The sequence below is a fragment of the Nitratidesulfovibrio sp. 1201_IL3209 genome, from assembly GCF_036763125.1.
Classification (GTDB): Bacteria; Desulfobacterota; Desulfovibrionia; order Desulfovibrionales; family Desulfovibrionaceae; genus Cupidesulfovibrio.
Window position 1 is genome coordinate 94876 of record NZ_JBAIYT010000005.1, and the last position, 20907, is coordinate 115782.

The 20907-nt window shown below is 67.8% G+C and carries 19 protein-coding genes; 10 read left to right on the top strand and 9 right to left on the bottom strand.

The genetic code is table 11. The features are described from left to right. Window positions 1-8: 8 nt before the first annotated feature. Window positions 9-1334 (bottom strand): glutamate-5-semialdehyde dehydrogenase, encoded by a 1326-nt coding sequence (locus V6B97_RS04600; protein WP_333505313.1) that lies wholly within the window; start codon window positions 1332-1334, stop codon window positions 9-11. A 364-nt stretch (window positions 1335-1698) separates the two neighbouring features. Between V6B97_RS04600 and V6B97_RS04605 the strand changes: the two genes are divergently transcribed. The 4 genes from V6B97_RS04605 to V6B97_RS04620 are packed head-to-tail and all read left to right on the top strand — an operon-like array spanning window position 1699 to window position 6478. Further along, on the top strand, window positions 1699-2394 hold the full coding sequence (locus V6B97_RS04605; RefSeq protein ID WP_333505314.1) for a tetratricopeptide repeat protein: 696 nt from the start codon (window positions 1699-1701) through the stop codon (window positions 2392-2394). 4 nt (window positions 2395-2398) lie between these two features. Next, window positions 2399-4288 (top strand): indolepyruvate ferredoxin oxidoreductase subunit alpha, encoded by a 1890-nt coding sequence (iorA, locus tag V6B97_RS04610; protein WP_333505315.1) that lies wholly within the window; start codon window positions 2399-2401, stop codon window positions 4286-4288. Beyond that, window positions 4285-4890 (top strand): indolepyruvate oxidoreductase subunit beta, encoded by a 606-nt coding sequence (locus V6B97_RS04615; protein WP_333505316.1) that lies wholly within the window; start codon window positions 4285-4287, stop codon window positions 4888-4890. The genes iorA and V6B97_RS04615 overlap by 4 nt, the downstream gene beginning before the upstream one ends. A 4-nt stretch (window positions 4891-4894) precedes the next feature. Continuing rightward, window positions 4895-6478 (top strand): sigma-54-dependent Fis family transcriptional regulator, encoded by a 1584-nt coding sequence (locus tag V6B97_RS04620; protein WP_333505317.1) that lies wholly within the window; start codon window positions 4895-4897, stop codon window positions 6476-6478. Between the two features lie 191 nt (window positions 6479-6669). On the opposite strand, the gene V6B97_RS04625 is transcribed toward V6B97_RS04620, so the two are convergent. The 7 genes from V6B97_RS04625 to V6B97_RS04655 form a co-directional block, all read right to left on the bottom strand. Then, on the bottom strand, window positions 6670-6966 hold the full coding sequence (locus tag V6B97_RS04625; RefSeq protein WP_333505318.1) for a hypothetical protein: 297 nt from the start codon (window positions 6964-6966) through the stop codon (window positions 6670-6672). Window positions 6967-7180: 214 nt separating this feature from the next. Continuing rightward, window positions 7181-7804 carry a 2-oxoacid:acceptor oxidoreductase family protein gene (locus tag V6B97_RS04630; protein ID WP_333505319.1) on the bottom strand — a complete coding sequence of 208 codons (624 nt, stop codon included), beginning with the start codon at window positions 7802-7804 and terminating at the stop codon, window positions 7181-7183. Beyond that, window positions 7801-8634, bottom strand: a complete 834-nt coding sequence (locus V6B97_RS04635) for a 2-oxoacid:ferredoxin oxidoreductase subunit beta (protein ID WP_333505320.1) — start codon at window positions 8632-8634, stop codon at window positions 7801-7803. Before V6B97_RS04635 ends, V6B97_RS04630 begins: the two co-directional genes overlap by 4 nt. A gap of 7 nt (window positions 8635-8641) precedes the next feature. Next, window positions 8642-9790, bottom strand: a complete 1149-nt coding sequence (locus V6B97_RS04640; RefSeq protein WP_333505321.1) for a 2-oxoacid:acceptor oxidoreductase subunit alpha — start codon at window positions 9788-9790, stop codon at window positions 8642-8644. A 4-nt stretch (window positions 9791-9794) separates the two neighbouring features. Next, the gene (locus tag V6B97_RS04645) at window positions 9795-10121 is read right to left on the bottom strand and encodes a 4Fe-4S dicluster domain-containing protein (RefSeq protein WP_333505322.1); all 327 of its coding nucleotides are present in this window, start codon (window positions 10119-10121) and stop codon (window positions 9795-9797) included. Between the two features lie 452 nt (window positions 10122-10573). After that, the gene (locus tag V6B97_RS04650) at window positions 10574-10807 is read right to left on the bottom strand and encodes a hypothetical protein (RefSeq protein WP_333505323.1); all 234 of its coding nucleotides are present in this window, start codon (window positions 10805-10807) and stop codon (window positions 10574-10576) included. Window positions 10808-11070: 263 nt separating this feature from the next. Then, window positions 11071-13179, bottom strand: a complete 2109-nt coding sequence (locus V6B97_RS04655; protein WP_442935464.1) for a DAK2 domain-containing protein — start codon at window positions 13177-13179, stop codon at window positions 11071-11073. 461 nt (window positions 13180-13640) lie between these two features. Between V6B97_RS04655 and V6B97_RS04660 the strand changes: the two genes are divergently transcribed. From V6B97_RS04660 to V6B97_RS04685, 6 genes are all read left to right on the top strand, one after another. Next, on the top strand, window positions 13641-14408 hold the full coding sequence (locus V6B97_RS04660) for an HAD-IIA family hydrolase (protein ID WP_333505324.1): 768 nt from the start codon (window positions 13641-13643) through the stop codon (window positions 14406-14408). 253 nt (window positions 14409-14661) lie between these two features. Further along, complete coding sequence (phnD, locus tag V6B97_RS04665) at window positions 14662-15717, top strand: phosphate/phosphite/phosphonate ABC transporter substrate-binding protein (RefSeq protein ID WP_333505325.1); 1056 nt, start codon at window positions 14662-14664, stop codon at window positions 15715-15717. A 320-nt stretch (window positions 15718-16037) separates the two neighbouring features. Further along, window positions 16038-16850 carry a phosphonate ABC transporter ATP-binding protein gene (phnC, locus tag V6B97_RS04670; protein WP_333505326.1) on the top strand — a complete coding sequence of 271 codons (813 nt, stop codon included), beginning with the start codon at window positions 16038-16040 and terminating at the stop codon, window positions 16848-16850. Then, entirely contained in the window at window positions 16847-17635 is a 789-nt protein-coding gene (phnE, locus tag V6B97_RS04675; protein WP_333505327.1) for a phosphonate ABC transporter, permease protein PhnE, read from the top strand. Before phnC ends, phnE (V6B97_RS04675) begins: the two co-directional genes overlap by 4 nt. Next, window positions 17632-18426, top strand: coding sequence for a phosphonate ABC transporter, permease protein PhnE (phnE, locus tag V6B97_RS04680; RefSeq protein ID WP_333505328.1), 795 nt, complete (start codon window positions 17632-17634; stop codon window positions 18424-18426). The genes phnE (V6B97_RS04675) and phnE (V6B97_RS04680) overlap by 4 nt, the downstream gene beginning before the upstream one ends. Window positions 18427-18773: 347 nt before the next feature. Then, window positions 18774-19298: a type 1 glutamine amidotransferase domain-containing protein gene (locus tag V6B97_RS04685; RefSeq protein WP_333505329.1), complete on the top strand. Its 525-nt coding sequence runs from the start codon at window positions 18774-18776 to the stop codon at window positions 19296-19298. Between the two features lie 198 nt (window positions 19299-19496). Here the strand turns inward: V6B97_RS04685 and V6B97_RS04690 are convergent, their stop codons facing one another. Then, the gene (locus V6B97_RS04690; protein WP_333505330.1) at window positions 19497-20648 is read right to left on the bottom strand and encodes an MFS transporter; all 1152 of its coding nucleotides are present in this window, start codon (window positions 20646-20648) and stop codon (window positions 19497-19499) included. Between the last annotated feature and the right edge of the window lie 259 nt (window positions 20649-20907).

The window sequence follows — 20907 nt, forward strand, 5'->3', positions numbered from 1 at the left end:
TGCTCCCGTTACTCCCGGACTTGGCCCGCACCGAACACCACGAACTTGGTGGTGGTCAGTTCCTGCACGCCCATGGGGCCGTAGGAATGCAGCTTGGACGTGCTGATGCCGATCTCGGCGCCAAGGCCCAGTTGCCCGCCGTCGTTGAAGCGGGTGGAGGCGTTCACCGCCACCATGGAGGCGTCGGCCTCGCGCAAAAAGCGCATGGCGTTGGCGTGGTCGCGGGTGCAGATGATTTCGGTGTGGTTGGACCCGTGCGCGGCGATGTGGGCCAGCGCTTCGTCCATGTCGTCCACCACGCGCACGGCCAGGATCAGGTCGTGGAACTCCATGCCGTAGTCTTCCGGCGCGGCGGCGGTGGCCGCCTCGCCCAGCAGGGGCAGCGACGCCGGGCACGCCCGGAAGGTCACCCCGGCCGGGGCCAGCCGCGCGGCCACGGCGGGCAGCAGGGCGGCGGCCTCGTCACGGTGCGCCAGCAGGCATTCCAGCGCGTTGCACACGCCGGGGCGCTGCACCTTGCCGTTGAAGACGATCTCCACGGCCTGGGCAAGGTCGGCCCCCGCGTCCACGTAGGCGTGGCACACGCCCTTGTAGTGCTTGAGCACCGGCATGGTGGCCTGCTGCACCACGGCGCGGATCAGGGTTTCGCCCCCGCGCGGGATGATCACGTCGATGTACCGTTCCAGCGCGCACAGGGCGCCCACGGCGGCCCGGTCGGTGCGCGAGACCACCTGCACCGCGTCGCCGGGCAGGCCCGCGGCGGCCATGGCCTCCGCGATGAGCCCGGCCAGGGCCAGGTTGGAGTGGATGGCCTCCGACCCGCCGCGCAGGATCACCGCGTTGCCCGCCTTCAGGCACAGGATGGCGGAGTCGATGGTCACGTTGGGGCGCGATTCGTAGATGATGGCGATGACGCCGAGCGGAATGCGCATGCGTCCCACCAGCAGGCCGTTGGGGCGCTGCCACTGGGTTTCCACCGCGCCCACCGGGTCGGGCAGGTCCGCCACGTGGCGGCAGGCGGCGGCCATTTCGGCCATGATGCGCGGGGTCAGGCGCAGGCGGTCCATGCGCGGGGCGTCCATGCCCGCCGCCTGGGCGGCGGCCAGGTCGCGCGCGTTGGCGGCAAGGATGTCGGCCTCGCGCGATTCCAGCAGCCCGGCAAGGCGGAGCAGGGCGTCGATCTTGGCGGCGGGGGACGCGGCGGCCAGCTTGCGGGCGGCGGCCCTGGCGCGCTTGCCCATGGATTCGACCAGTTGGACGATGTCGCCCGTGGCGACGTCCTGTGTCGTGTCCTGTGCCGCATCCGGGGCGGAAGAAATGTTCTGCGTGCTCATGGCGGCTCCGGCGCTCTGGCGTTCCGTGTGGCGGCGGAACGACGTGAAGGTTGCGAAACATTGCTATATCCGCAGCCCCCCGGCAACGCAACAATATGACCCGCAGGCCGGGGGCGGCACTGCATGCGGAGGCATCCGGCCGCATCGCGCAAGCCGGTTTGCATGATTTGCGCGCGACGCACCGCGCCCCGCGCGCGGGAGGGCGAATGGCCTTGTCAAAACCCGCAAGCCCAGACGGGCCGCGAGAAACCGGTCGGCGTCCGGAATCCTTTTGACATTTCTGTAATGGGCACGTAAAAGAATCGGGCTTTGCGATTTCCAGCCACAAAGCGGCCGTGCGCCGCATTCCCAAGGAGCAATTCGCATGTCGGAGAACAAGATCCGGAAAGGCCTGCCGCGCGCCCAGCAGCAACCCGCCATCCCCGAACCCCTGAAGGGCGAAGTGTCCGGCGAGGCCGCGCCGCTGCTGCGCTTCGTGCTCGACAACGCCCGCTACATCGCCGCCGGTCTCGGCGTGCTGGTGCTGGCCGCCGGGGCGGGCGCGGGCTACCGCTGGTGGGCCGCCGAACAGGCGCGCGAAGCGCAGGCCGAGCTGGGCATGATCACCGTGACCAAGACCGGCGCGGAACGCGTGCAGGCGCTGGAAACCTTTGCCGCCAAGGCGCCGTCGGGCGTGCGCAACGCCGTGCTGCTGGACCTTGCCGCCGCCGCCATGGAGCAGAAGGACTACGACAAGGCCGCCTCGGCCTGGGAACGCCTGGCCGCCGCCGACGGCGCCACCGGCGTGGTGGCCCGCATCGGCCGCGCGCAGGCCCTGTCGCAGGCGGGCAAGGACGCCGAGGCCCTTGCCGTGCTGGAAGGGCTGGAAGGCTCGGTGAGCGAGATTTCGCGCAATGCCGTGCGCGGTCAGTTGGCGGTCGTGGCGGAACGCGCGGGCAAGCTGGACCGCGCCGTGGCCGCCTACGAGCAGTTGATGGCCTCCGATACCGGAGGCAACAAGGACTACTTCAGGAGCCGCGTGGAAGCGCTGAAGGCCCGCATGCAGAAGGGGGGCGCGTAAGCCCATGAGCCAATCGACTGCACCATCGGGCGTGACGCCGGGCGCGCGCCCGGTGAATCCTCTTCTGGCTGATGAACCGGGCGCCCGGCGCCTGCTGCTGGGCAACGAGGCCATCGTGCGCGGCGCGCTGGAGGCGGGCGTCAACCTGGTGGCCTGCTATCCCGGCACCCCCTCGTCCGAAGTGCCCGACACCTTCCGCCGCATCGGCGGCGGGGGCCGCTACCGCCTGGAATATTCGGTGAACGAGAAGGTGGCCATGGAAGTGGGGGCGGGCGCGGCCCTGGCCGGGGCCATGACCCTGGTGACCATGAAGCACGTGGGCGTCAACGTGGCCGCCGACCCGCTGCTGACCATGACCTACACCGGCCTGCCCGGCGGCCTGGTGCTGCTGTCCGCCGACGACCCCGGCTGCCACGCCAGCCAGAACGAGCAGGACAACCGCACCTACGCCCGCTTCGCGGGCATGCCGTGCTTCGAGCCCGCCACCGCGCAGGAAGCCAAGGACATGACGCGCGACGCGCTGCTGCTGGCGCGCGAACTCGAGCAGCCCGTGCTGCTGCGCACCACCACCCGCGTCAACCACCTGCGCGGCGCGGTGGAATTCGGCCCGCTGGGCCAGCCCGCGCCCATCGTGCCCTTCGAGCGCAATCCCCGGCGCTTCGTGCCCGTGCCCGCCGTGGCCCGGGTGCGCCACGCCGAACTGGTCAGGCATCTGGGCATGGCGCGGGAAAAGGCCGAGCATTCGCCGTGGAACACGGTGCGCGGCGACGGGCGCTTCGGCGTCATCGCCAGCGGCATCAGCCGCGCCTACCTGTCCGATGCCCTGCACGAGACGGGCTGGGGCGGCCGGGTGAAGGTGCTGGACCTGGGCATGACCTGGCCCCTGCCGGAAGAACTGCTGACCGATTTCCTGTCCGGATGCGACGCCGTGCTGGTGCTGGAAGAGCTGGAACCCCTGCTGGAAAACGACGTGCGCGCGCTCGTCCAGCGCAGGGGCCTGCCCGTGGCCGTCAGCGGCAAGGGCGGCGCGCTGACCATCTACGGCGAATACTCCACCCAGTCCGTCACCCAGGCCCTGGCCGACCTGCTGGGCGAAACCGCCCGCCTACCCATGGCCTGCGACCCGGAAACGGCCCTGCCCGTGCGCCCGCCGAACCTCTGCCCCGGCTGCTCGCACCGCGCGCTGTACTATGCCGTGCGCAAGGTGTTCGGCGACGACGCCGTGTACTCCAGCGATATCGGCTGCTACACGCTGGGTCTGCTGCCGCCGCTGCGCATGGCGGACTTCCTGTTCTGCATGGGCTCGTCGGTGTCGGCGGGTTCCGGGTTCGCCACGGCCTCGGGCAAGCCCACGCTGGCCTTCATCGGCGACTCCACCTTCTTCCATTCCGGCATCACCGGGCTGGTCAACGCGGTGTTCAACAAGCACGACCTGATCGTGGTGGTGCTGGACAACGGCACCACGGCCATGACCGGCCACCAGCCCAACCCCGGCGTGATCCAGGACGTGCTGGGCAACGCCTGCGTGCACCTGGACATCGAGGCCGTGGTGCGCGGCTGCGGCGTGGCCGACGTGGTCAAGGTGCGGCCCTTCAACGTCAAGTCCACCATGAAGGCCCTGACGGAGATGAAGGAACGTTCCGGCGTGCGCGTGATCATCGCCGAGGAGCCGTGCGTGCTCTACGCCCGGCGCACCCTGAAGAAGCCGCGCAACCAGGTGGCGTACGTGGCCGAACAGAGTCCTTCCGTGGCCGACTGTCTGGAACACCTGGCCTGCCCCGCCTTCTTCCGCGACGACACGGGCATCCACGTGGACGAGAACCTCTGCGGCGGCTGCATGGTCTGTCTGCAGGTTGCGGACACCATCAAGGCCCGCAAGAGGAGCGACGCATGAGCAACGCGGCACGCATCCGCATCTACCTTACCGGCGTGGGCGGGCAGGGCACCCTGACCGCCACCACCCTGCTGGCCCGCACCGCCCTGGACCAGGGGCTGGAGGTGACCTCCGGCGAAATCCACGGCATGGCCCAGCGCGGCGGGGTGGTGGAGTCCACCATCCTGCTCGGCGGCTGGATGAGCCCCAAGATCGGCCATGGCGAGGCGGACCTGATCCTGGGCTTCGAGCCGCTGGAAACCCTGCGCGGCATGACCCACCTGGCCGCCGGGGGCAGCGTGCTGTCCAACACCGAGCCGCTGCCGCCGGTGGGCGTTTCCACCGGGCGCGAAGCCTACCCCGACATGGCGCGCATCCGCGCCAAGGTGGAAGGCTGCGCCGCGCAATCGTGGTTCCTGCCGTGCCGCACCCTGGGCCTTCAGGCCGGGTCGGTGCAGGCGGGCAACAGCGTGCTGCTGGGCGCGGCCTGCGCCACGGGGCTGCTGCCCTTCGGCCCGGACGCGCTGGAAGCCGCCATCCGCATCCATCTTGCCCCCAAACTCATGGACATGAACCTGAGGGCGGTCGAACTGGGCGTTCGGGCCGTCACCTCCGCGAGCTGACCGCATGACCACCATCACCGACGACAAGCGCCTTCAGCCCTATCTCGGCACGCTCCAGAAGATCGTGTCCGACATGGGGCCGCAGCGGCCGTTTCAGTCCACCCTGAAGTCGCTGCTCCGCACGCTGGCTGAAAACCATGACTTCCAGCGGCCGCACATCGTCATCTTCGACCCCGAGACCCGCACCCTCAAGCTCAGCCTGTCGCAAACGCCCACCAAGGCGGACCACGTGGAATACGAGCCGGGCGTGGGCGTGACGGGGCAGGTGTTCTCCACGGGCCAGCCGGTCATCGTGCCGCGCATCAAGGACCATCCGGCGTTCCTGAACAAGGCGTTCGGCCGCTCCGACGAGGAGCAGGAAAACCTGGCCTTCATCTGCGTGCCGGTGCTGGGCCCCGCCGACGAACCCCGGCAGGGCCGCGAGGTCATCGGCACCCTGAGCGTGGACACCCCCTCGGTGCCCATGCCGCAGTTGGAATCGCACTGCCGGTTCCTGGAGGTGGTGGCGGGCATGATCGCCAACCACGCCTCGTATCTGCAAGAGGAAATGGCCCGCCAGAAGCACCTGATGACCCAGGGCCTCATCGTGGGCGACAGCAACGACATCGGGTTCACCCCGGCCAACGTGGTGGCCGCGTCCAAGGCCATGCGTCTGGTGCTGAACCAGGCGGCGCAGGTCGGCCCCAGCCGGGCCACGGCGCTGCTGCGCGGCGAATCCGGCACCGGCAAGGAACTGCTGGCCGAGGCCATCCACCAGGCCAGCCCCCGGCGCGAGATGCCGCTGATCAAGCTGAATTGCGCGGCGCTGCCCTCCGAACTGGTGGAAAGCGAACTGTTCGGCTACCAGAAGGGCGCGTTCACCGGGGCGGTGCACACCAAGAAGGGCCTGTTCGAACTGGCCAACAAGGGCACCCTGTTCCTGGACGAGGTGGGGGAACTGTCGCCCAACGCCCAGGCCAAGGTGCTGCGCGCCATTCAGGAGCAGGAAATCCAGCGCCTGGGCAGCGAACAGACCATCACCGTGGACGTGCGCCTGATCTGCGCCACCCACCAGCCGCTGGAGGAACTTGTCGAACGGGGGCTGTTCCGCGAGGACTTGTACTACCGCATCAATGTGTTCCCCATCTTCATTCCCCCGCTGCGCGAGCGGCGCGAGGACATCCTGCCGCTGGCGGAACACTTCCTGCGCATCTATTCCGAGGAGTATTCGCGCAGCATCAAGCGCATCTCCACCCCGGCCATCGACCTCTTGACGCAGTACCACTGGCCCGGCAACATCCGCGAACTGAAGAACTGCATCGAACGCGCGGTGCTGGTGTGCGACGAACAGGTCATCCGCACCTACCATCTGCCGCCCTCGTTGCAGACGGCGGAATCCACCGCCACGGACACCAACCTCTCGTTCTGCGAGGCGGTGGCCAAGTTCGAGCAGGAACTGCTGGTGGACGCGCTGAAAAAGGCGCGCGGCAACATGTTGCAGGCGGCCCGCGACCTGCGCGTGAGCTACCGCATCGTCAACTACAAGGTGAAGAAGTACGGCATCGACGCCAAGAAGTTCGCCGTGGCCAAGGCGCGCGGCATGAAGTAGGCGGCGTACGACCGGCTGACGCATGCACGTGACGCGACCGGCTTCCGGCAACGGGGGCCGGTCGTTTGCGTCTGGCGGCAGGGCAGAGTACGCCGCCATTGGGAAGGTCCGCGATGCAAAGAAAACGGGCGGGGCCGCGCGATGTGTTGCGCGGTCCCGCCCGTTGCGTTCGGGTATTCCCAGCCGTGGCGTTACGCCGTGGGGTCTTCGTCCAGCCAGCCCTGCAACGTCTCGACGATCTTGCGGGCCTGGTCGGCGCTGGAGATGTTGAACTTGGACTGGGCGCGGTATTCGCCGCTCATCTTCTTGTAGCGCTTCACCACGTACTTGTCCGCGCCGTAGTCCTCGGTCTTGGGATCCCACTGCCGGTAGCGGAACAGGATGGTGGTCCATGCCCCCTTGGAGAGCACGGCCTTGTCCAGTTCCTTGACCACAAGCTGGCCGTCTTCCTCGTAGTTCACCGTCAATTCTTCGATGGTCGTGCTCATGGTCGAATCCGTGGTCCGCCCGAAAGGCAGGGTTTTTTATTCTTGTCAGGGGCCGCGATGCGTATGCCCTCAGCACTCGTTCTTGGCGCACCCTGGAATTTTGTTCCCTGTCAAGGAAGGCGAGTTGCGGGCGATGGGAGCATATTCTGGCATATTCGACCGTCGCACGGAACGAGCCTGACGCAGACAGGGGGCAAAAGAACGGGCGCGCCTACTAGACGATGATGTCGTCTTCGGAATGCTGCCCATTCTCCTCCGCCGCCGCCCAGATGCCGCCCGCGTCGCCGAAGTGGCGCTGGGCCTGCTTCAGGCCCAGGGTGAAGGCCTTGGCGTTCACCTCGCGGATCTTGGCGGGCAGGTTGGCCTCCAGACTCTTGCGCATCACCTTGGGGTCGGCGAAGGGCAGCAGGTGCGTCACCGCGCCCATGACCATGGTGTTGATGGTCATGGGATTGCCGATCTGCTCCCTGGCCATCTGGGTGAACGGCAGGCCCAGGTACACGTTGGTGGGCGCGTGCTTGACCAGGGTGGTGTCCACCAGCAGGATGCCGGTCTTCTTGAGCAGGCGGTAGTAGCTGTTGCATGCCTCGGGGCTCAGCGCCACCAGCAGGTCCAGGCTTTCGGTCTTGGGGTAGCTGATGGGGCGCGAACTCACCACCACGTCGGCGCGGCTGGAGCCGCCGCGCGCCTCGGGCCCGTAGCTCTGGGTCTGGGTGACGTAGTAGCCGTGGCCCAGCGCCAGCGCCGAGCCCAGCAGGCGGCCCAGGGTGATCAGCCCCTGCCCGCCCAGGCCGGAAAGGCGGATTTCGAAACGGTCTATGGGTTGCGGCGCCTTCATCGGTTCTGCCCCATGAGTTTGCGTTGCAGCTCGAAGTAGCGTTCCTCAAGCCCCGGCTCGTCCACGTCGCGGAACACCCCGATGGGGATGCGCCCGTCCTCGGGCTTCTGCGTGGGATCCTTCAGGGTTTCCACCTTCACGGTGTTGGACTTCAGCCACTTGTACATGTCCACGGCGTTGCGGAACTTGTTCTTGCGTCCGTACTGGGTGGGGCAGGGGCTGAACACCTCCACTACCGAGAAGCCGGGGTGCATGATGGCCGAGCTGATCAGCCTGTCCAACTGGATGGCGTGGAACGAGGTGCCGCGCGCCACGTAGCTGGCGCCCGCGGCCTTGCACATGTCCGCGATGTCGAAGGCCTTTTCCAGCGACCCGAAGGGCGTGGTCATGGAAATGTCGCCCTGCGGGGTGGCCGACGAACACTGCCCGCCGGTCATGCCGTAGATCTGGTTGTTCAGGATCAGCGCGGTGACGCCGATGTTGCGCCGCGCGGCGTGGATCAGGTGGTTGCCGCCGATGGACAGGGCGTCGCCGTCGCCCATGACGCAGATGACCTTCAGCTTGGGGTTGGCCATCTTGATGCCGGTGGCGAAGGTAAGCGCCCGGCCATGGGTGGTGTGCACGGTGTTGAAGTCGACGTACACGGCCATGCGGCCGGAACAGCCGATGCCCGCCACCAGCACCACGTCGTCCTTGGGCAGGCCCAGGGCGTGCACGCTGCGGATCAGCGATCCCAGCACGATGCCGTGGCCGCAGCCCGCGCAGAACACGTGGGGGAACTTCTTGTTGTGGCGCAGGTAGTCGTGGATGAGTTGGGTAACGTCCGCCATGGCCCACCTACAGTATGGCTTTCAGGATTTCGGAGGGCGTGATGATCTGCCCGTCCACCCGGTTGATGGTGCGCACCTTGGTGCGGCCGTTGTTGACGCGCTTCACCTCGCGCGACATCTGCCCCATGTTCATCTCGGGCACCACCACGGTGTGGCAGCGGTGGGTCAGCTTTTCCACCGCCGGGCGCGGGAAGGGGAACAGCGTCTTCAGCGTCAGCAGCCCGGCCTTGGCCCCGCGCTCGCGGGCCTGCTCCACGGCCAGGTGGGCCGAGCGGGCCACGCTGCCGTAGGCCACCACGGCAACTTCCGCGTCGTCCAGCAGATATTCGTCGGCCATCTGGATGTCGCCGTAGTACTGGTCGATCTTGCGGAACAGGCGCAGCATGGCGTCCTTGACCTCGTCCGGCCGCTGGGTGGGATAGCCCATGACGTCGTGGGTCAGCCCGGTGACGTGGGTGCGGTAGCCGGAGCCGATGGGGGCCATGGCGGGCACGCCGCGCGCCGTGTCGGCGTAGGGCTTGAACCATTCCGGCGGCACCGTGGGTTCCACGCGGGACAGGATTTCCACCTCGTCCGGGTCGGGCACGGAGATCTTTTCGCGGGTGTGGGCCGTCACTTCATCCAGCAGCAGGATGACCGGGGTGCGGTACTTTTCGGCAAAGTTGAAGGCCGTCACGGTCATCTCCAGGCATTCCTGCACGTTGGATGCGGACAGCACGATGATGGGGTGGTCGCCGTGGGTGCCCCAGCGGGCCATCTGCACGTCGGCCTGGGCGGGACTTGTGGGCAGGCCGGTGCTGGGGCCGCCGCGCATGACGTTGACCACCACCAAGGGCGCCTCGACCATGCAGGCGTAGCCGATGTGCTCCTGCATCAGGGCGAAGCCGGGGCCGGAGGTGGCGGTCATGGCCTTGCGACCCGCCAGCGACGCGCCGATGGTGGCGCCCATGCTGGCGATTTCGTCTTCCATCTGGATGAACACGCCGTCCTCGATCAGGGGCAGGCGGTTGGCCATGACCTCCATGATTTCCGTGGACGGGGTGATGGGGTAGCCGGCGTAGAACGAGCACCCGGCCAGCAGTGCGCCCTCGGCCACCGCCTCGTTGCCGAGCGCGAACAGTTCGCGTCTCTTGCGTTTCTTGCGTTGCACCGCCATGGCGTCACTCTTCGGGGTTGGGGTTCGGTTCGGGCGTGGGCTCGGGCGGAGAGGCGCGGCCGTGTTCGGCCTCGGGGTCTTTCCATCCGCTGCGCGGGTCCGGCTGGCCTGCGCCGTGGCGGGTGCGCGGCTTGATGGCGATGGCGAAGTCCGGACAGTGCAGTTCGCAGAAACCGCAATTGATGCACTCGTCCTCGTTGGCCACCTCGGACTTGCCGAAGGCGTTCAGCACAAGCACCTTGGCGGGGCAGAACGCCACGCACAGGCCGCAGCCCTTGCACCAGTCGGGGTAGACGCAGACGCGGGTCTGACCTTTTTGCTTCTTTGACATAGCCGCACCAATGGTGGCTTTGGGTGCAACGGAGCAGGGCGTCCGTTCCATGGTGGCCGGGCCGCTGGGGCCGGGATGATGCGGCGGTGAGAGTGCCGCCCCTGCGCGCGTTTGGGCCATCAATAAACGCAACCTCGGGTCACGGCAAGAAAAATTCGGCATGTTGCACGGTTGTGCGAACAATGGAAGCATGCCGGACGGATGGCGCGGCCTGCCCGGCGATGCAACGGCGGCGCGGCATGGGACGCCGCGCGGCCCGATGCGGACGGGCGGGGAAGGAGCGCGGCACGGCGGCCACGACGTGCCGGATACGCCGGGCGGGCGGTTCGGACCGGGACGGACGTGGTTCTCGCCGGGACGACGGAACTGGCCGGGGGGGGGGGCTGCGGAAAGCGGCGGAAAGCGGCGGACAAATGAAACGGCGGCTTCCGAAGAAACCGCCGGTGCGTGCGTCAGATGGACCAGCTTGTAATCAGCCCCCGGAGCACTTCCGGGGGAACCCCGCGTTGCGAGGCCGTCACCACCTTGGTGGGGTACTGTTCCGCCACCTGCACCGAGCGCAGGTACAGGGCGATGATCTCGTCGGTGATCTGCAGGCGCATGCCGGAGCGCACCTGCTGCCCCAGCACCATTTCCAGCATCCTGCGGCCGGAGAAGGTGGAGATATCGGAATAGACGTACGCCATGGCGCACCCCCCTTTGGCACGAAAGCCGTGGCGCCATGGCCGCGTCCCCCGCTATCGTCCGGAATGCGGTCGGGGACGGCGTCATGTCGCCGGTTCGGGGCTGCCGGTCCATGGCTGCCTGCAATGCGGGACGAAGGCGGGCGGGACGAGCCCCGTTTCTGCCTTCCATGTAACAAGAGATAGCCGCAAGCCGGGCGTCTGGCAAGGGCGCGGCCGCGAAACGCCGCGCCGGTGCATGAGTATCCGGCAGATGGAACGGGGATTCAGTCGTCCTTGGGATTGACCCGCTCGGCTGGCTCGGCCTGCTCGGTCGAACCGGGCCGCTCGCTCGGATCGGTCGGACCGGCCCGCAGGGCGGCGTCTGCCTTGGGATCACCCAGCAGGGCCACGGCGCAGGCGCCGGGGCCGCTGTGGCAGCCCAGTACCGGCGAGGCGGGCACCACGTACAGCGGGGCCACGCCGAAGCGGGCCGTGAGTTCGGCGGCGTAGCGGGCGGCGGTTTCCGGCGCGCCCACATGGGCCACGGCAAGGCGCGGGTTGGTCAGGCCGTCCATGGCCTTTCCCAGCAGGGCGAACAGCTTTTCCCCGGCGCGGCGCGGGCCGATGCCCTTGGCCGCCACCTCCACCTTGCCGCCCTGGCGCGGGTCGAAGCACAGCACCGGCTTGATGTGCAGCAGCTTGGCCACCATGCCGGTGCCCCGGCTCATGCGGCCGCCGCGCACGGCGAAGTCCAGGGTGTCCATGGAAACATACACATGCAGGTTGTCCGCGTCGCGCGCGGCCAGGCGGGCCACCTCCGTCGCATCCATACCTGACCTTGCCCGGCGGGCCGCCTCCAGCACCACCAGGCCGAGGCCCACGGTCAGGGTGCGGCAGTCCACGGCGGCGATGCGCGGCGAGACCGTGCGGGCCACGGCGGCGGCGGACTGGTGGGTGCCGCTGTACATGGCCGTGACGTGCAGCGAGGCCACTTCGGCATGGGTGGCCAGCACATCCTCGTACACGGCGCGGAAATCGGCGGGCGCGGGCTGCGAGGTGCGCGCGGAACGGGACGAGGGCAGGCGGCGGTTGAACTCGTCGGCCGAGATGCTCACCTTGTCCACGAACTCCTCGTCGTCCAGAAACAGGCGCAGGGGCACGGTGCGGATGGCGTATTCGTCCAGCAGTTCGCGCGGCAGGTCGCAGGTGGAGTCGGTGACCACGGCGGTGCCGGTGGGCGCGGGCGCGGCCTGGGGATGGGTCCTGGCCACGGCGGCCAGCAGGTCGCGGTGCTGGCGCAGCATGTCCTCGGCCTTGTGGTGCGACACCTCGCCGTATTCGGCGGCGATGGCGAACACCATGTCCGGCGTGTCGGTGTGCACGTGCACCCGGGTCACGGCCCCGGCGCCCGCCACCACGATGGAATCGCCCAGTTCCTCCAGCCGGGTGCGCAACTCCTCGCGGTCGATGGGGCTGTTCGCCTCGGTGCGGATCAGGCATTCGGTGCAGAAGCCGTAGGTCAGTTCCTGCACGGCCACCCGTTCCTGGGCCTCGCCGAGGGTGGCGCTGTCGCCGCCGTCCGGGACATCCGCCGTGTCCGTTGCGTCCGTCGTATCCGTTGCGCCGGGGGCGTCTGGCGCGCCCGGTGCATCGGTCGCCTGCCGCCGCCGGTTGATGGTGCCGCGCTCGGTGAATTCCACGATGCCTTCCAGCAGGTACACGAAACCGAGACCCCCGGCGTCCACCACGTTGGCGGCCTTGAGCGCGGCCAGCTTTTCGCGCGTCTCCTGCACCGACTGGCGGGCACGGTCCAGCGAATCGTGCAGCAGGTGATGGAAATCCTTGTAGGAGTGGCAGTTGGCGCGCAGGTGGTCGGCCCAGTCGCGGATCACCGTGAGGATGGTGCCCTCCTTGGGCTGGGCGATGGCCTCCACCGCGCGGCGGGCGGCCAGCGATGCGGCCTCGGCGAAGTCGCGGGGGCTGACGCGCGACAGGTCCTTCACCCCTTCCGAAAACCCGGCCAGGAACTGGGCCAGGATGACCCCCGAGTTGCCCCGCGCGCCCATGAGCGCCGATTCGGCCACGATGGAACTCATGCGGCCGATGGAGCTTTCCGGCGTGGCCGAGGTGGAGGCCACGATGGACTTCATGGTTCCGGCCATGTTGCTGCCCGTGTCGCCGTCCGGCACGGGAAACACGTTGATGGCGTTGAGATGGCCGTGCTTTTCGATGAGGCGGTGCGCGGCGGCGCGCACCACCCGGCGGAAACGGATGCCGTCGAGATAGCTGATGCGCGAGGGCTGCGCCTGGCTCTCGGAATCGCGGGCGGCCTCGCGGGAGGGCCCGGTGGATGTTCCGGAAGAGTCTTGGGGCTGGGTCTGCCTGTCCTGCAAGTGGGGTCGCTCCTGGCGGGGCAAGTAAGGGTGTGGATGCGCGGAGCCGGGAGAGGGCGGGCCGCGTTCTGCGATACCATGGGGGTACCATGGGGCATGCCATGGTGGGGTCCACGGGTGGCGCGCGGGGCACGGCGGAATGCGGCCGGGCACGCCCTGTCGGCATGCCCGCCCCCCGGCGGCGCGTTAGCTATAATGGAGTTGCCGTGCCACTGCAACATTGTTGTAACAGTATGTAATGGAAGGGAAACGTCATCCATCGGAAATGGAGGCGCGCGCGGGGCGGCCACGGAACCAGCCCCCCCGGCGTTGACGCGAAGGCCCGGCCGTGCGACATGCTGCCGGGACGTGCCCCGCGCATTCCGTGCCCGCGCACTCCGCCTCCGGCCACCCGGCCGGGACTCCCCCTTCGGCATCATTCCCGGACAACGCACCGCATCCACATACTGCATGGGATATTCATGAATCTCGACCAGAAGCGCTGCATCATCTTCGACCTGGACGGCACGGTGTACCTGGGCGACCGGCCCATCCCCGGCACGGTGGACTTCATCCGCCGTAACCTGGGGGTGCGCGACATCCAGTTCCTGACCAACAACACCTCAAAGAACCTTGCCGACTACACGGCCAAGCTGGCGGGCATGGGCATCCACATCGGGCTCGACCGCATGCTCTCGCCGCTGCTGCCGCTGGTGGACCATCTGCGGGAACAGGACATCACCCGCGTCTATCCGGTGGGCAACGCCAATTTCACGGCCTTCCTGCGCGAACGCGTGCCCGGCATCGCGTTCACCGCCGGGGCCGACTGCCAGGCCGTGCTGCTGGGCTACGACACGGAACTGACCTACCGCAAGCTCACGGAATCGTGCCTGCTGCTGCAACGGCCCGAGGTGGCCTTCCTGGCCACCCATGCCGACAAGGTGTGCCCCTCGCCGCAGGGTCCGCTGCCCGACGCGGGCAGTTTCATCGCACTGTACGAGGCGGCCACCGGACGCACGCCGGACATGGTGTTCGGCAAGCCCAACACCATCCTGCTGCGTTCGCTGCTCACGCGCTACCAGCCCCACGAGATGGCCATGGTGGGCGACCGCATCTATACCGACAAGCTGCTTGCGGAAAACGCCGGCATGGACTTCATCCTGGTGCTCAGCGGCGAAACCCGACGCGAGGATCTTGCCGGACTCGCCCGGCAGCCCGCGCTTGTAGTGGAGGACCTGGGGGGATACTGACCTGCGGGGGTTTCCGGAACGGGCGCCCGCGTGGTCATGCATGGCGTAACGGTAACGTCGCTTGCGCGGGCATGCGTACATCCGGCAGGATGTCGCCATGCGGCCCCCCGCCGGATGTACGGCGGACAGAAAATGCTTTGAGAATAAACCCCTCTGGATTATACTATGACGATTTTGCGGCGTTTCGGTGACGAGGATGAGACGCCGCAAGGGCCGATCATTCCAACGTCAACGCCATATCTAGGAGAAGGCAATGACAAAGAAGTGGATGCAGTTGCTGCTCGCTCCGGTCGTTCTGGCCGCGGGCCTGTGCGTCATGACCGCCGACATCGCCAGGGCCGCCGACGAGTGCGCGAACCGTGGCGCGCTGGACGCCATGTTCTGCGACGACAACAAGGACCTGGTGGCCGATACCCCCAAGGACAAGGGGAAGTGGAAGGATCCGGGCACGCTGGTGTTCACGTACACCCCCGTTGAAGATCCCGCCGTCTACAAGGATGCCTTCGCCGACTTCCAGGCCTACCTGGAAAAGAAGACCGGCAAGAAGGTCATCTATTACACCGTGCAGTCCAATGCCGCCGAAGTGGAGGCCATGCGCTCCGGCCGCCTACACATCGCGGGCTTTTCCACCGGCCCCACCTGCTACGCGGTCAACCTGGCGGGCTACGTGCCCATCGCCGTCAAGGGCGACGCCGAAGGCTTCCAAGGCTACCGCCTGCTGATGATCGTGCGCAAGGACAGCCCCTTCCAGACCCTGGCCGACCTGAAGGGCAAGAAGGTGGCGCACACCTCCGCCTCTTCCAACTCCGGCAACCTGGCCCCGCGCGCCATCTTCCCCAAGCTGGGCCTGACCCCCGAAAAGGACTACACCGTGGTCTATTCGGGCAAGCACGACCAGTCCATCCTGGGCGTGGGCTACGGCGACTACGACGCCGCCCCCGTGGCCGGCGACGTGTTCAAGCGCATGGCCCAGGCCGGGCGCATCAGCGAGGCCGACTACCGGGTCATCTGGCAGAGCGACGTGTTCCCCACGTCGTCGTTCGGCTATGCCCACGACCTGAACCCCGACCTGGTGAAGAAGATCGTCGACGCCTTCCACGAATACCGCTTCACCCCCGAAATGCAGAAGACCTTCGGCGGGGCCGACCGGTTCTTCCCGGTGACCTACCAGAAGGACTGGGCGGTCATCCGCGAGATAGCGGAAGCCAACGGCGAAACCTTCAACCAGTCCGGTCTGCAGAAGATCGCCGAGAAGGAAGCCGCCGAGGCCGCCAAGAAGAAGCAGGAAGCCGAAGCCAAGAAGCAATAGCAATTCCGGATGGCGGGTGCCGGGCGTCGGGCCCTGCACCCGCCTTGTCGTCCGTCGGCAGAAGGGGTGCCGCCGCCGTGTCCGTGCAGCATGCGCGGGCTGCGCGGCCATCCGGTCATCAGGTCCGGGCGCATGCCCGGATTTTCCCGTCCGCATTCCGGGGGGTGCATCGCGCGATGCACGGCGGAATGTAGCGGGGCGTTCCGCCGGGACGCGCCATGCCTGTCGGCAATACGTTCGTCGCGCGCCATGACATGCGCCGGGCAATGCCCGGCCGCCGCCGTGCAGCGCCATCACCCGCAGCATTGGGAATCAGCACCGTGCACAAGGAAACCGAGTCCTCTACCATTGCCCGCCGCCCCGCCTGCAGCGCGGGCGACAAGTCGCTCGTCGTCGAGAACCTGCGCAAGGAATACACGCGCGGCAAGCCCGTGCTCAAGAACATCAGCCTGACCGTGGCCGGGCAGTGCACCACCGCCATCATCGGCCCGTCCGGCACCGGCAAGAGCACGCTGCTGCGCTGCATCAACCGGCTCATCGAGCCCACGTCCGGGCGCATCCTGGTCAGCGGGCAGGACATCTGCGCGCTGCGCGGGGCCAACCTGCGCGCCGCGCGGCGGCGCATCGGCATGGTGTTCCAGGAATACAACCTGGTGGAACGCCTGTCGGTGATGGAAAACGTGCTCTGCGGCCGCCTGGGCTACATTTCGCCGTGGCGCGCCTGGCTGCGCAAGTTCCCGCGCGAGGACATCGACCGCGCCTACGACTTGCTGGACATGGTGGGACTGACCGAATTCGCCCGCGCCCGCGCCGACGAACTTTCCGGCGGGCAGCGCCAGCGCGTGGGCATCGCCCGCGCGGTGATGCAGCAGCCGCACATCCTGCTGGCGGACGAGCCCACCTCGTCGCTGGACCCCAAGACCTCGGTGGAGATCATGGAACTCCTGCGCGAGGTGGCCGCCGCCAACGACATCCCCGTGCTGGTGAACATCCACGACGTGTCGCTGGGCCGCCGCTTCGCCGACAGGGTGGTGGGCATGTCCAAGGGCGAGGTGGTCTTCGACGGCGTGCCCGGCGACCTGACCGACGCCCACCTCAAGCTCATCTACGGCGGCGAGGACTGGCTGGCATGAGCGCTGCAACCGTCGCCCGTCCCGCGCCCTTCGCGGTCAACTGGTGGGCCCGCCTGGGCTATCTGCTGGCCGTGGCCTACTGTCTGTATGCGCTGTCCATCCTGGACATTTCCTGGGACCGCCTGCTGGCGGGTCTGGACAACGGCGCCCGTTTCCTGGGGGCCATGTTCCCGCCGGAGTTCAAGCGCTGGAAGCTGCTGATCGACAACCTGCTGGAGTCGTTGCAGATCGCGCTCATCTCCTCGCTGTTCGGGGTGCTGATCTCGCTGCCGGTGGGGCTGGCCGCCTCGCGCAACCTGATGCCCGACTGGCTGACCTGGCCCGCGCGCGCCTTCATCGCCGTGTGCCGCTCGTTCCACCCGGTGATCTTCGCCATCCTGTTCGTGAAGGCCGTGGGCTTCGGCCCGCTGGCGGGCATCCTGACGCTGATCTTCGCGTCCATCGGCTTCGTGGCCAAGCTGTTCGCCGAGGCCATCGAGGAAATCTCGCTCAAGCCGGTGGAGGCCGCGCGGGCCGCGGGCGCGCCGTTCCTTTCGGTGCTGACCTTCGCCGTGCTGCCGCAGGTGCTGAACCGGTTCATCGGCTTTTCCACCTACCAGGTGGACTCCAACCTGCGCAACTCGACCATGATCGGCATCGTGGGCGCGGGCGGCATCGGCGGCACCCTGGCCGCGGCCTTCCAGCGCTTCGACTACAGCTTCGTGTGCGCCATCCTGCTGGCCATCATCGCCCTGATCATGGTTTCCGAGTACGTGGCGGTGCGGGTGAAGGGGGTGTTCCAATGAGCGAGGTGCGCACCTGGCAACGCTTCACCCCGGCGGAGCGCATGGCGCGTTTCGCGGTCTTTCTCGCGGCGGGCATCCTGCTGGCATGGTCGTTCCGCACGGTGGAGATCATCCCCGAGTTCCTCATGGACGCCCCGGAGCAGGTGGCCGACCTGTTCAAGCGCATGTGGCCGGTGGACTTCGCCTACTACGAGCGCGGCGTGCACGCGGTGCTCATCGAAACGCTGCACATCGCCACCCTGGGCACCATCATGACCCTGGGCATTGCCATTCCCGTGGGCATCATGGCGGCCGGCAACGTGTGCCGCGTGCCCGCGCTGAACTGGCTGGCCACGTTTATCCTGGTCTCCTCGCGTTCGGTCAACACGCTGGTCTGGGCGCTGCTGTTCGTGGCGGTGTTCGGCCCCGGCACGCTGGCGGGCACGGTGACCATCGCCGTGCGTTCCATCGGCTTCGTGGGCAAGCTGTTCGGCGAGGCGCTGGAGGAATCCGCCCCCGGCCCCATCGAGGCGCTGCGCGCCTCCGGGGCGCCGTGGATCAGCGTGTTCCTGAAGGGCTACTGGCCGCAGGTGTCTCCGGCGTTCTGGGGCATCGCCCTGTTCCGCTGGGACATCAACGTGCGCGAATCCTCGGTCATCGGCTTGGTGGGCGCGGGGGGCATCGGCATGGCTCTCGACGAGGCGCTCAACCTGTTCCATTGGGACCGCGTGGCGCTTATACTGGTATGCATCTTCGCGGTGGTGGTCATCGCGGAGGTGTTCGTCACCCATATTCGCAAGCGTATCATCTAGGGACTGTCACCAAATTGTCCTTTTGCCCGTTGGCTTCGTCAAACTTCGCTTGGCATGGCTTTGCTGTCCTTATCCGTAAGACTCGCGCTGTGCGCTCGCCTAACGGCTAAGGCTCGGTCGAATACGATAAGAGTACGCTTTGCGGTCGCCATCCTTAAGGCTCGCAAGCTCGCCTAACGGCTGCCGCACTCCCTCATGCCAAGCTCGTTTTCCTTGCCAACGAACAAAAAACCTAATTTGGAGACAGCCCCTTAAGAGGCGCGGCGCGATGTTCACGGGGCGGCGAAAGCCGCCCCTTTCAGTTACGGCAAGCCGATTGCCCCGCCGGAGCGGGGCGGGAGGGACACATGGAACGGCTGAAGGGAAAGCGCGTCCTCATGTTCGTGGACGACGTGTATGAAGACCTGGAACTGTGGTACCCCAAGCTGCGCCTGATCGAAGAGGGTGCGGAAGTGGTGGTGGCCGGGCCGGAGAAGGGCCGCACCTACGCGGGCAAGAACGGCTACCCCTGCAAGGCGGACGCCGCCATCGCCGACATGGACGACGCCGGGTTCGACCTGCTGGTCATCAGCGGCGGCTTCGCCCCGGACAAGCTGCGCCGCGACCCCAAGGTGCTGGAACTCACCCGCCGCATGCACGAGGCGGGCAAGGTGGTGGCCCACATCTGCCATGCCGGGTGGATTCCCATCTCGGCGGGCATCATGCGCGGGTTCCGCTGCACCTCCACCCCCGGCATCAAGGACGACCTGATCAACGCCGGGGCCATCTGGGAGAACGCCGAGGTGGTGGTGGACCGCAACCAGGTGAGCAGCCGCAAGCCCGACGACCTGCCCGCGTTCTGCAGGGCCATCATCGAACTGGCCGCCCGATAGGCCGCCCGACAGGTCGGGGACAGGCCGGACTTCCGGACCGGCCGCGCGATGCGGGGCCTGAACGGTCGCACTGCGAAAGGGGAGGGGTCTTTCCAGAAAGGCTCCCTCCCCTTCGTGCGTCCGTGCGTCGGAATGTCGCGTCATCGGCGGGTTTTTCCGGCAGTTGCCGGGCGGCGCGGTGTAGACAGGGCGCGGCCCCTACCGCAGCTGCCACGCGGCCAGCGCCAGCATCATGCAGCTGACGGCTGCTCCGCCCGCGAACACGGCGGGCAGGTCGCCCCCGGCGTAAAGCAGCCCGAACAGCAGGGGGGCGATGGTCTGGCCCAGGCGCAGCAAGGTGCCGTTGACGGCCATGATGGCGGCGCGCTGCTGGGTGGGGGCCAGCGAGGTCATCATGGTGGACAGGTTGGGCAGGTTCAGGCCCTGGGCCATGCCGAAGCACAGCACCGGCCCCAGCAGCCACCACATGCCGGGCATCAGCGGCAGGAGCAGCATGGCGGTTGCATACAGTACGTGGCTGAGCATGATCAGCCGTCGGGCCGGGAACCGTTCCGACAACCGCCCCAGTTGCGAGGCGATCATGGCCGTGCCCAGCGAGGACACGGCGAAGACGGCTCCGATGCGCGATGGCGCGGCGTGGAAGCGGGTGTCCGCCAGCACCGGGAAGAAGGTGACCATGGGGCCGTACAACTGCACGAAGGTGAGCAGCGAGAGCCCGAACAGCACCAGCGCGCGGGGCGAAAGCGCGATGCGCAGGGTGGAGCGGAAGTAGTCGCCCAGGCGCTGCGTGGCGCGCGAGGCGGGCAGACGCAGGCGCGCGGCGGCCACCATCAGCGGCAGCACGGCCAGCGGCAGCAGGAAGGGCGCGTTCCAGCCCAGTTCCGCCAGCAGGCCGCCCACGGCGGGAAAGATGGCCGTGCCCAGGCTGAGCACCCCGGCGTTGTAGCCCATGGCGCGCACCCGGTCGTTGTCCTCGTACAGATCGCCGATGAGGGTGGTGTACAGCACCCCCAGCGGGGCCGCGCCAAGGCCCTGCAAGAAGCGGCAGGCCAGCAGGACGGGCAGATCGTGCGCGAAGAAGCAGGCCGTGCCGCCCAGTGTGAACAGGGCCATGGCGGGCAGCAGCACGCGCTTGCGGCCCAGGCGGTCCGCCAGCACCCCCGCAATGGGGGCCAGCACGATGCCGGGCAGGGTGAACGCCGTCAGCACCAGCCCCACCGAGGCCAGCGGAATGTCCAGTTCGCGCGCCATGAGCGGCAGCGCGGGCATGACGCTGGAAACGCCCATGATTACCGTGAGGGTGATGCCGAAGATGGTGTGCAGGTTCCTGTCGCGCAGCAGCGGGTGCATCGGGCTTCCGTGGGCGGTCGAATGTTGGGCGCGTTCTACGCCCGTCCACGTAACAAGGTCAAGGCAGACGGGCGGCAAGGTCAAGGCGGACGGGCGGCACGGGTGACACGGCGGCATGGCAGGCCGGACACGGGTGGGCACGGGCGCATCCTGCCGCCATTGTTGCATCGGCGACGGTTACCGGATAGGAAGTCCGAAGGAGCAGGCACCCTGCCCCGCCATGTGGCGCGGGCGTGCACGGGCCACGCGGGGGCAACCG

Bases quoted from the DNA above. Each gene is read 5' to 3' on its own strand.
- V6B97_RS04645 (WP_333505322.1), bottom strand. From the start codon at position 10,121: ATGTCAAAGAAGCAAAAAGGTCAGACCCGCGTCTGCGTCTACCCCGAC.
- V6B97_RS04660 (WP_333505324.1), top strand. From the start codon at position 13,641: ATGAATCTCGACCAGAAGCGCTGCATCATCTTCGACCTGGACGGCACG.
- phnE (WP_333505327.1), top strand. From the start codon at position 16,847: ATGAGCGCTGCAACCGTCGCCCGTCCCGCGCCCTTCGCGGTCAACTGG.
- phnE (WP_333505328.1), top strand. From the start codon at position 17,632: ATGAGCGAGGTGCGCACCTGGCAACGCTTCACCCCGGCGGAGCGCATG.
- iorA (WP_333505315.1), top strand. From the start codon at position 2,399: ATGAGCCAATCGACTGCACCATCGGGCGTGACGCCGGGCGCGCGCCCG.
- V6B97_RS04600 (WP_333505313.1), bottom strand. From the start codon at position 1,334: ATGAGCACGCAGAACATTTCTTCCGCCCCGGATGCGGCACAGGACACG.
- V6B97_RS04640 (WP_333505321.1), bottom strand. From the start codon at position 9,790: ATGGCGGTGCAACGCAAGAAACGCAAGAGACGCGAACTGTTCGCGCTC.
- phnD (WP_333505325.1), top strand. From the start codon at position 14,662: ATGACAAAGAAGTGGATGCAGTTGCTGCTCGCTCCGGTCGTTCTGGCC.
- V6B97_RS04630 (WP_333505319.1), bottom strand. From the start codon at position 7,804: ATGAAGGCGCCGCAACCCATAGACCGTTTCGAAATCCGCCTTTCCGGC.
- V6B97_RS04690 (WP_333505330.1), bottom strand. From the start codon at position 20,648: ATGCACCCGCTGCTGCGCGACAGGAACCTGCACACCATCTTCGGCATC.
- V6B97_RS04620 (WP_333505317.1), top strand. From the start codon at position 4,895: ATGACCACCATCACCGACGACAAGCGCCTTCAGCCCTATCTCGGCACG.
- V6B97_RS04625 (WP_333505318.1), bottom strand. From the start codon at position 6,966: ATGAGCACGACCATCGAAGAATTGACGGTGAACTACGAGGAAGACGGC.
- V6B97_RS04685 (WP_333505329.1), top strand. From the start codon at position 18,774: ATGGAACGGCTGAAGGGAAAGCGCGTCCTCATGTTCGTGGACGACGTG.
- V6B97_RS04650 (WP_333505323.1), bottom strand. From the start codon at position 10,807: ATGGCGTACGTCTATTCCGATATCTCCACCTTCTCCGGCCGCAGGATG.
- V6B97_RS04615 (WP_333505316.1), top strand. From the start codon at position 4,285: ATGAGCAACGCGGCACGCATCCGCATCTACCTTACCGGCGTGGGCGGG.
- V6B97_RS04635 (WP_333505320.1), bottom strand. From the start codon at position 8,634: ATGGCGGACGTTACCCAACTCATCCACGACTACCTGCGCCACAACAAG.
- V6B97_RS04605 (WP_333505314.1), top strand. From the start codon at position 1,699: ATGTCGGAGAACAAGATCCGGAAAGGCCTGCCGCGCGCCCAGCAGCAA.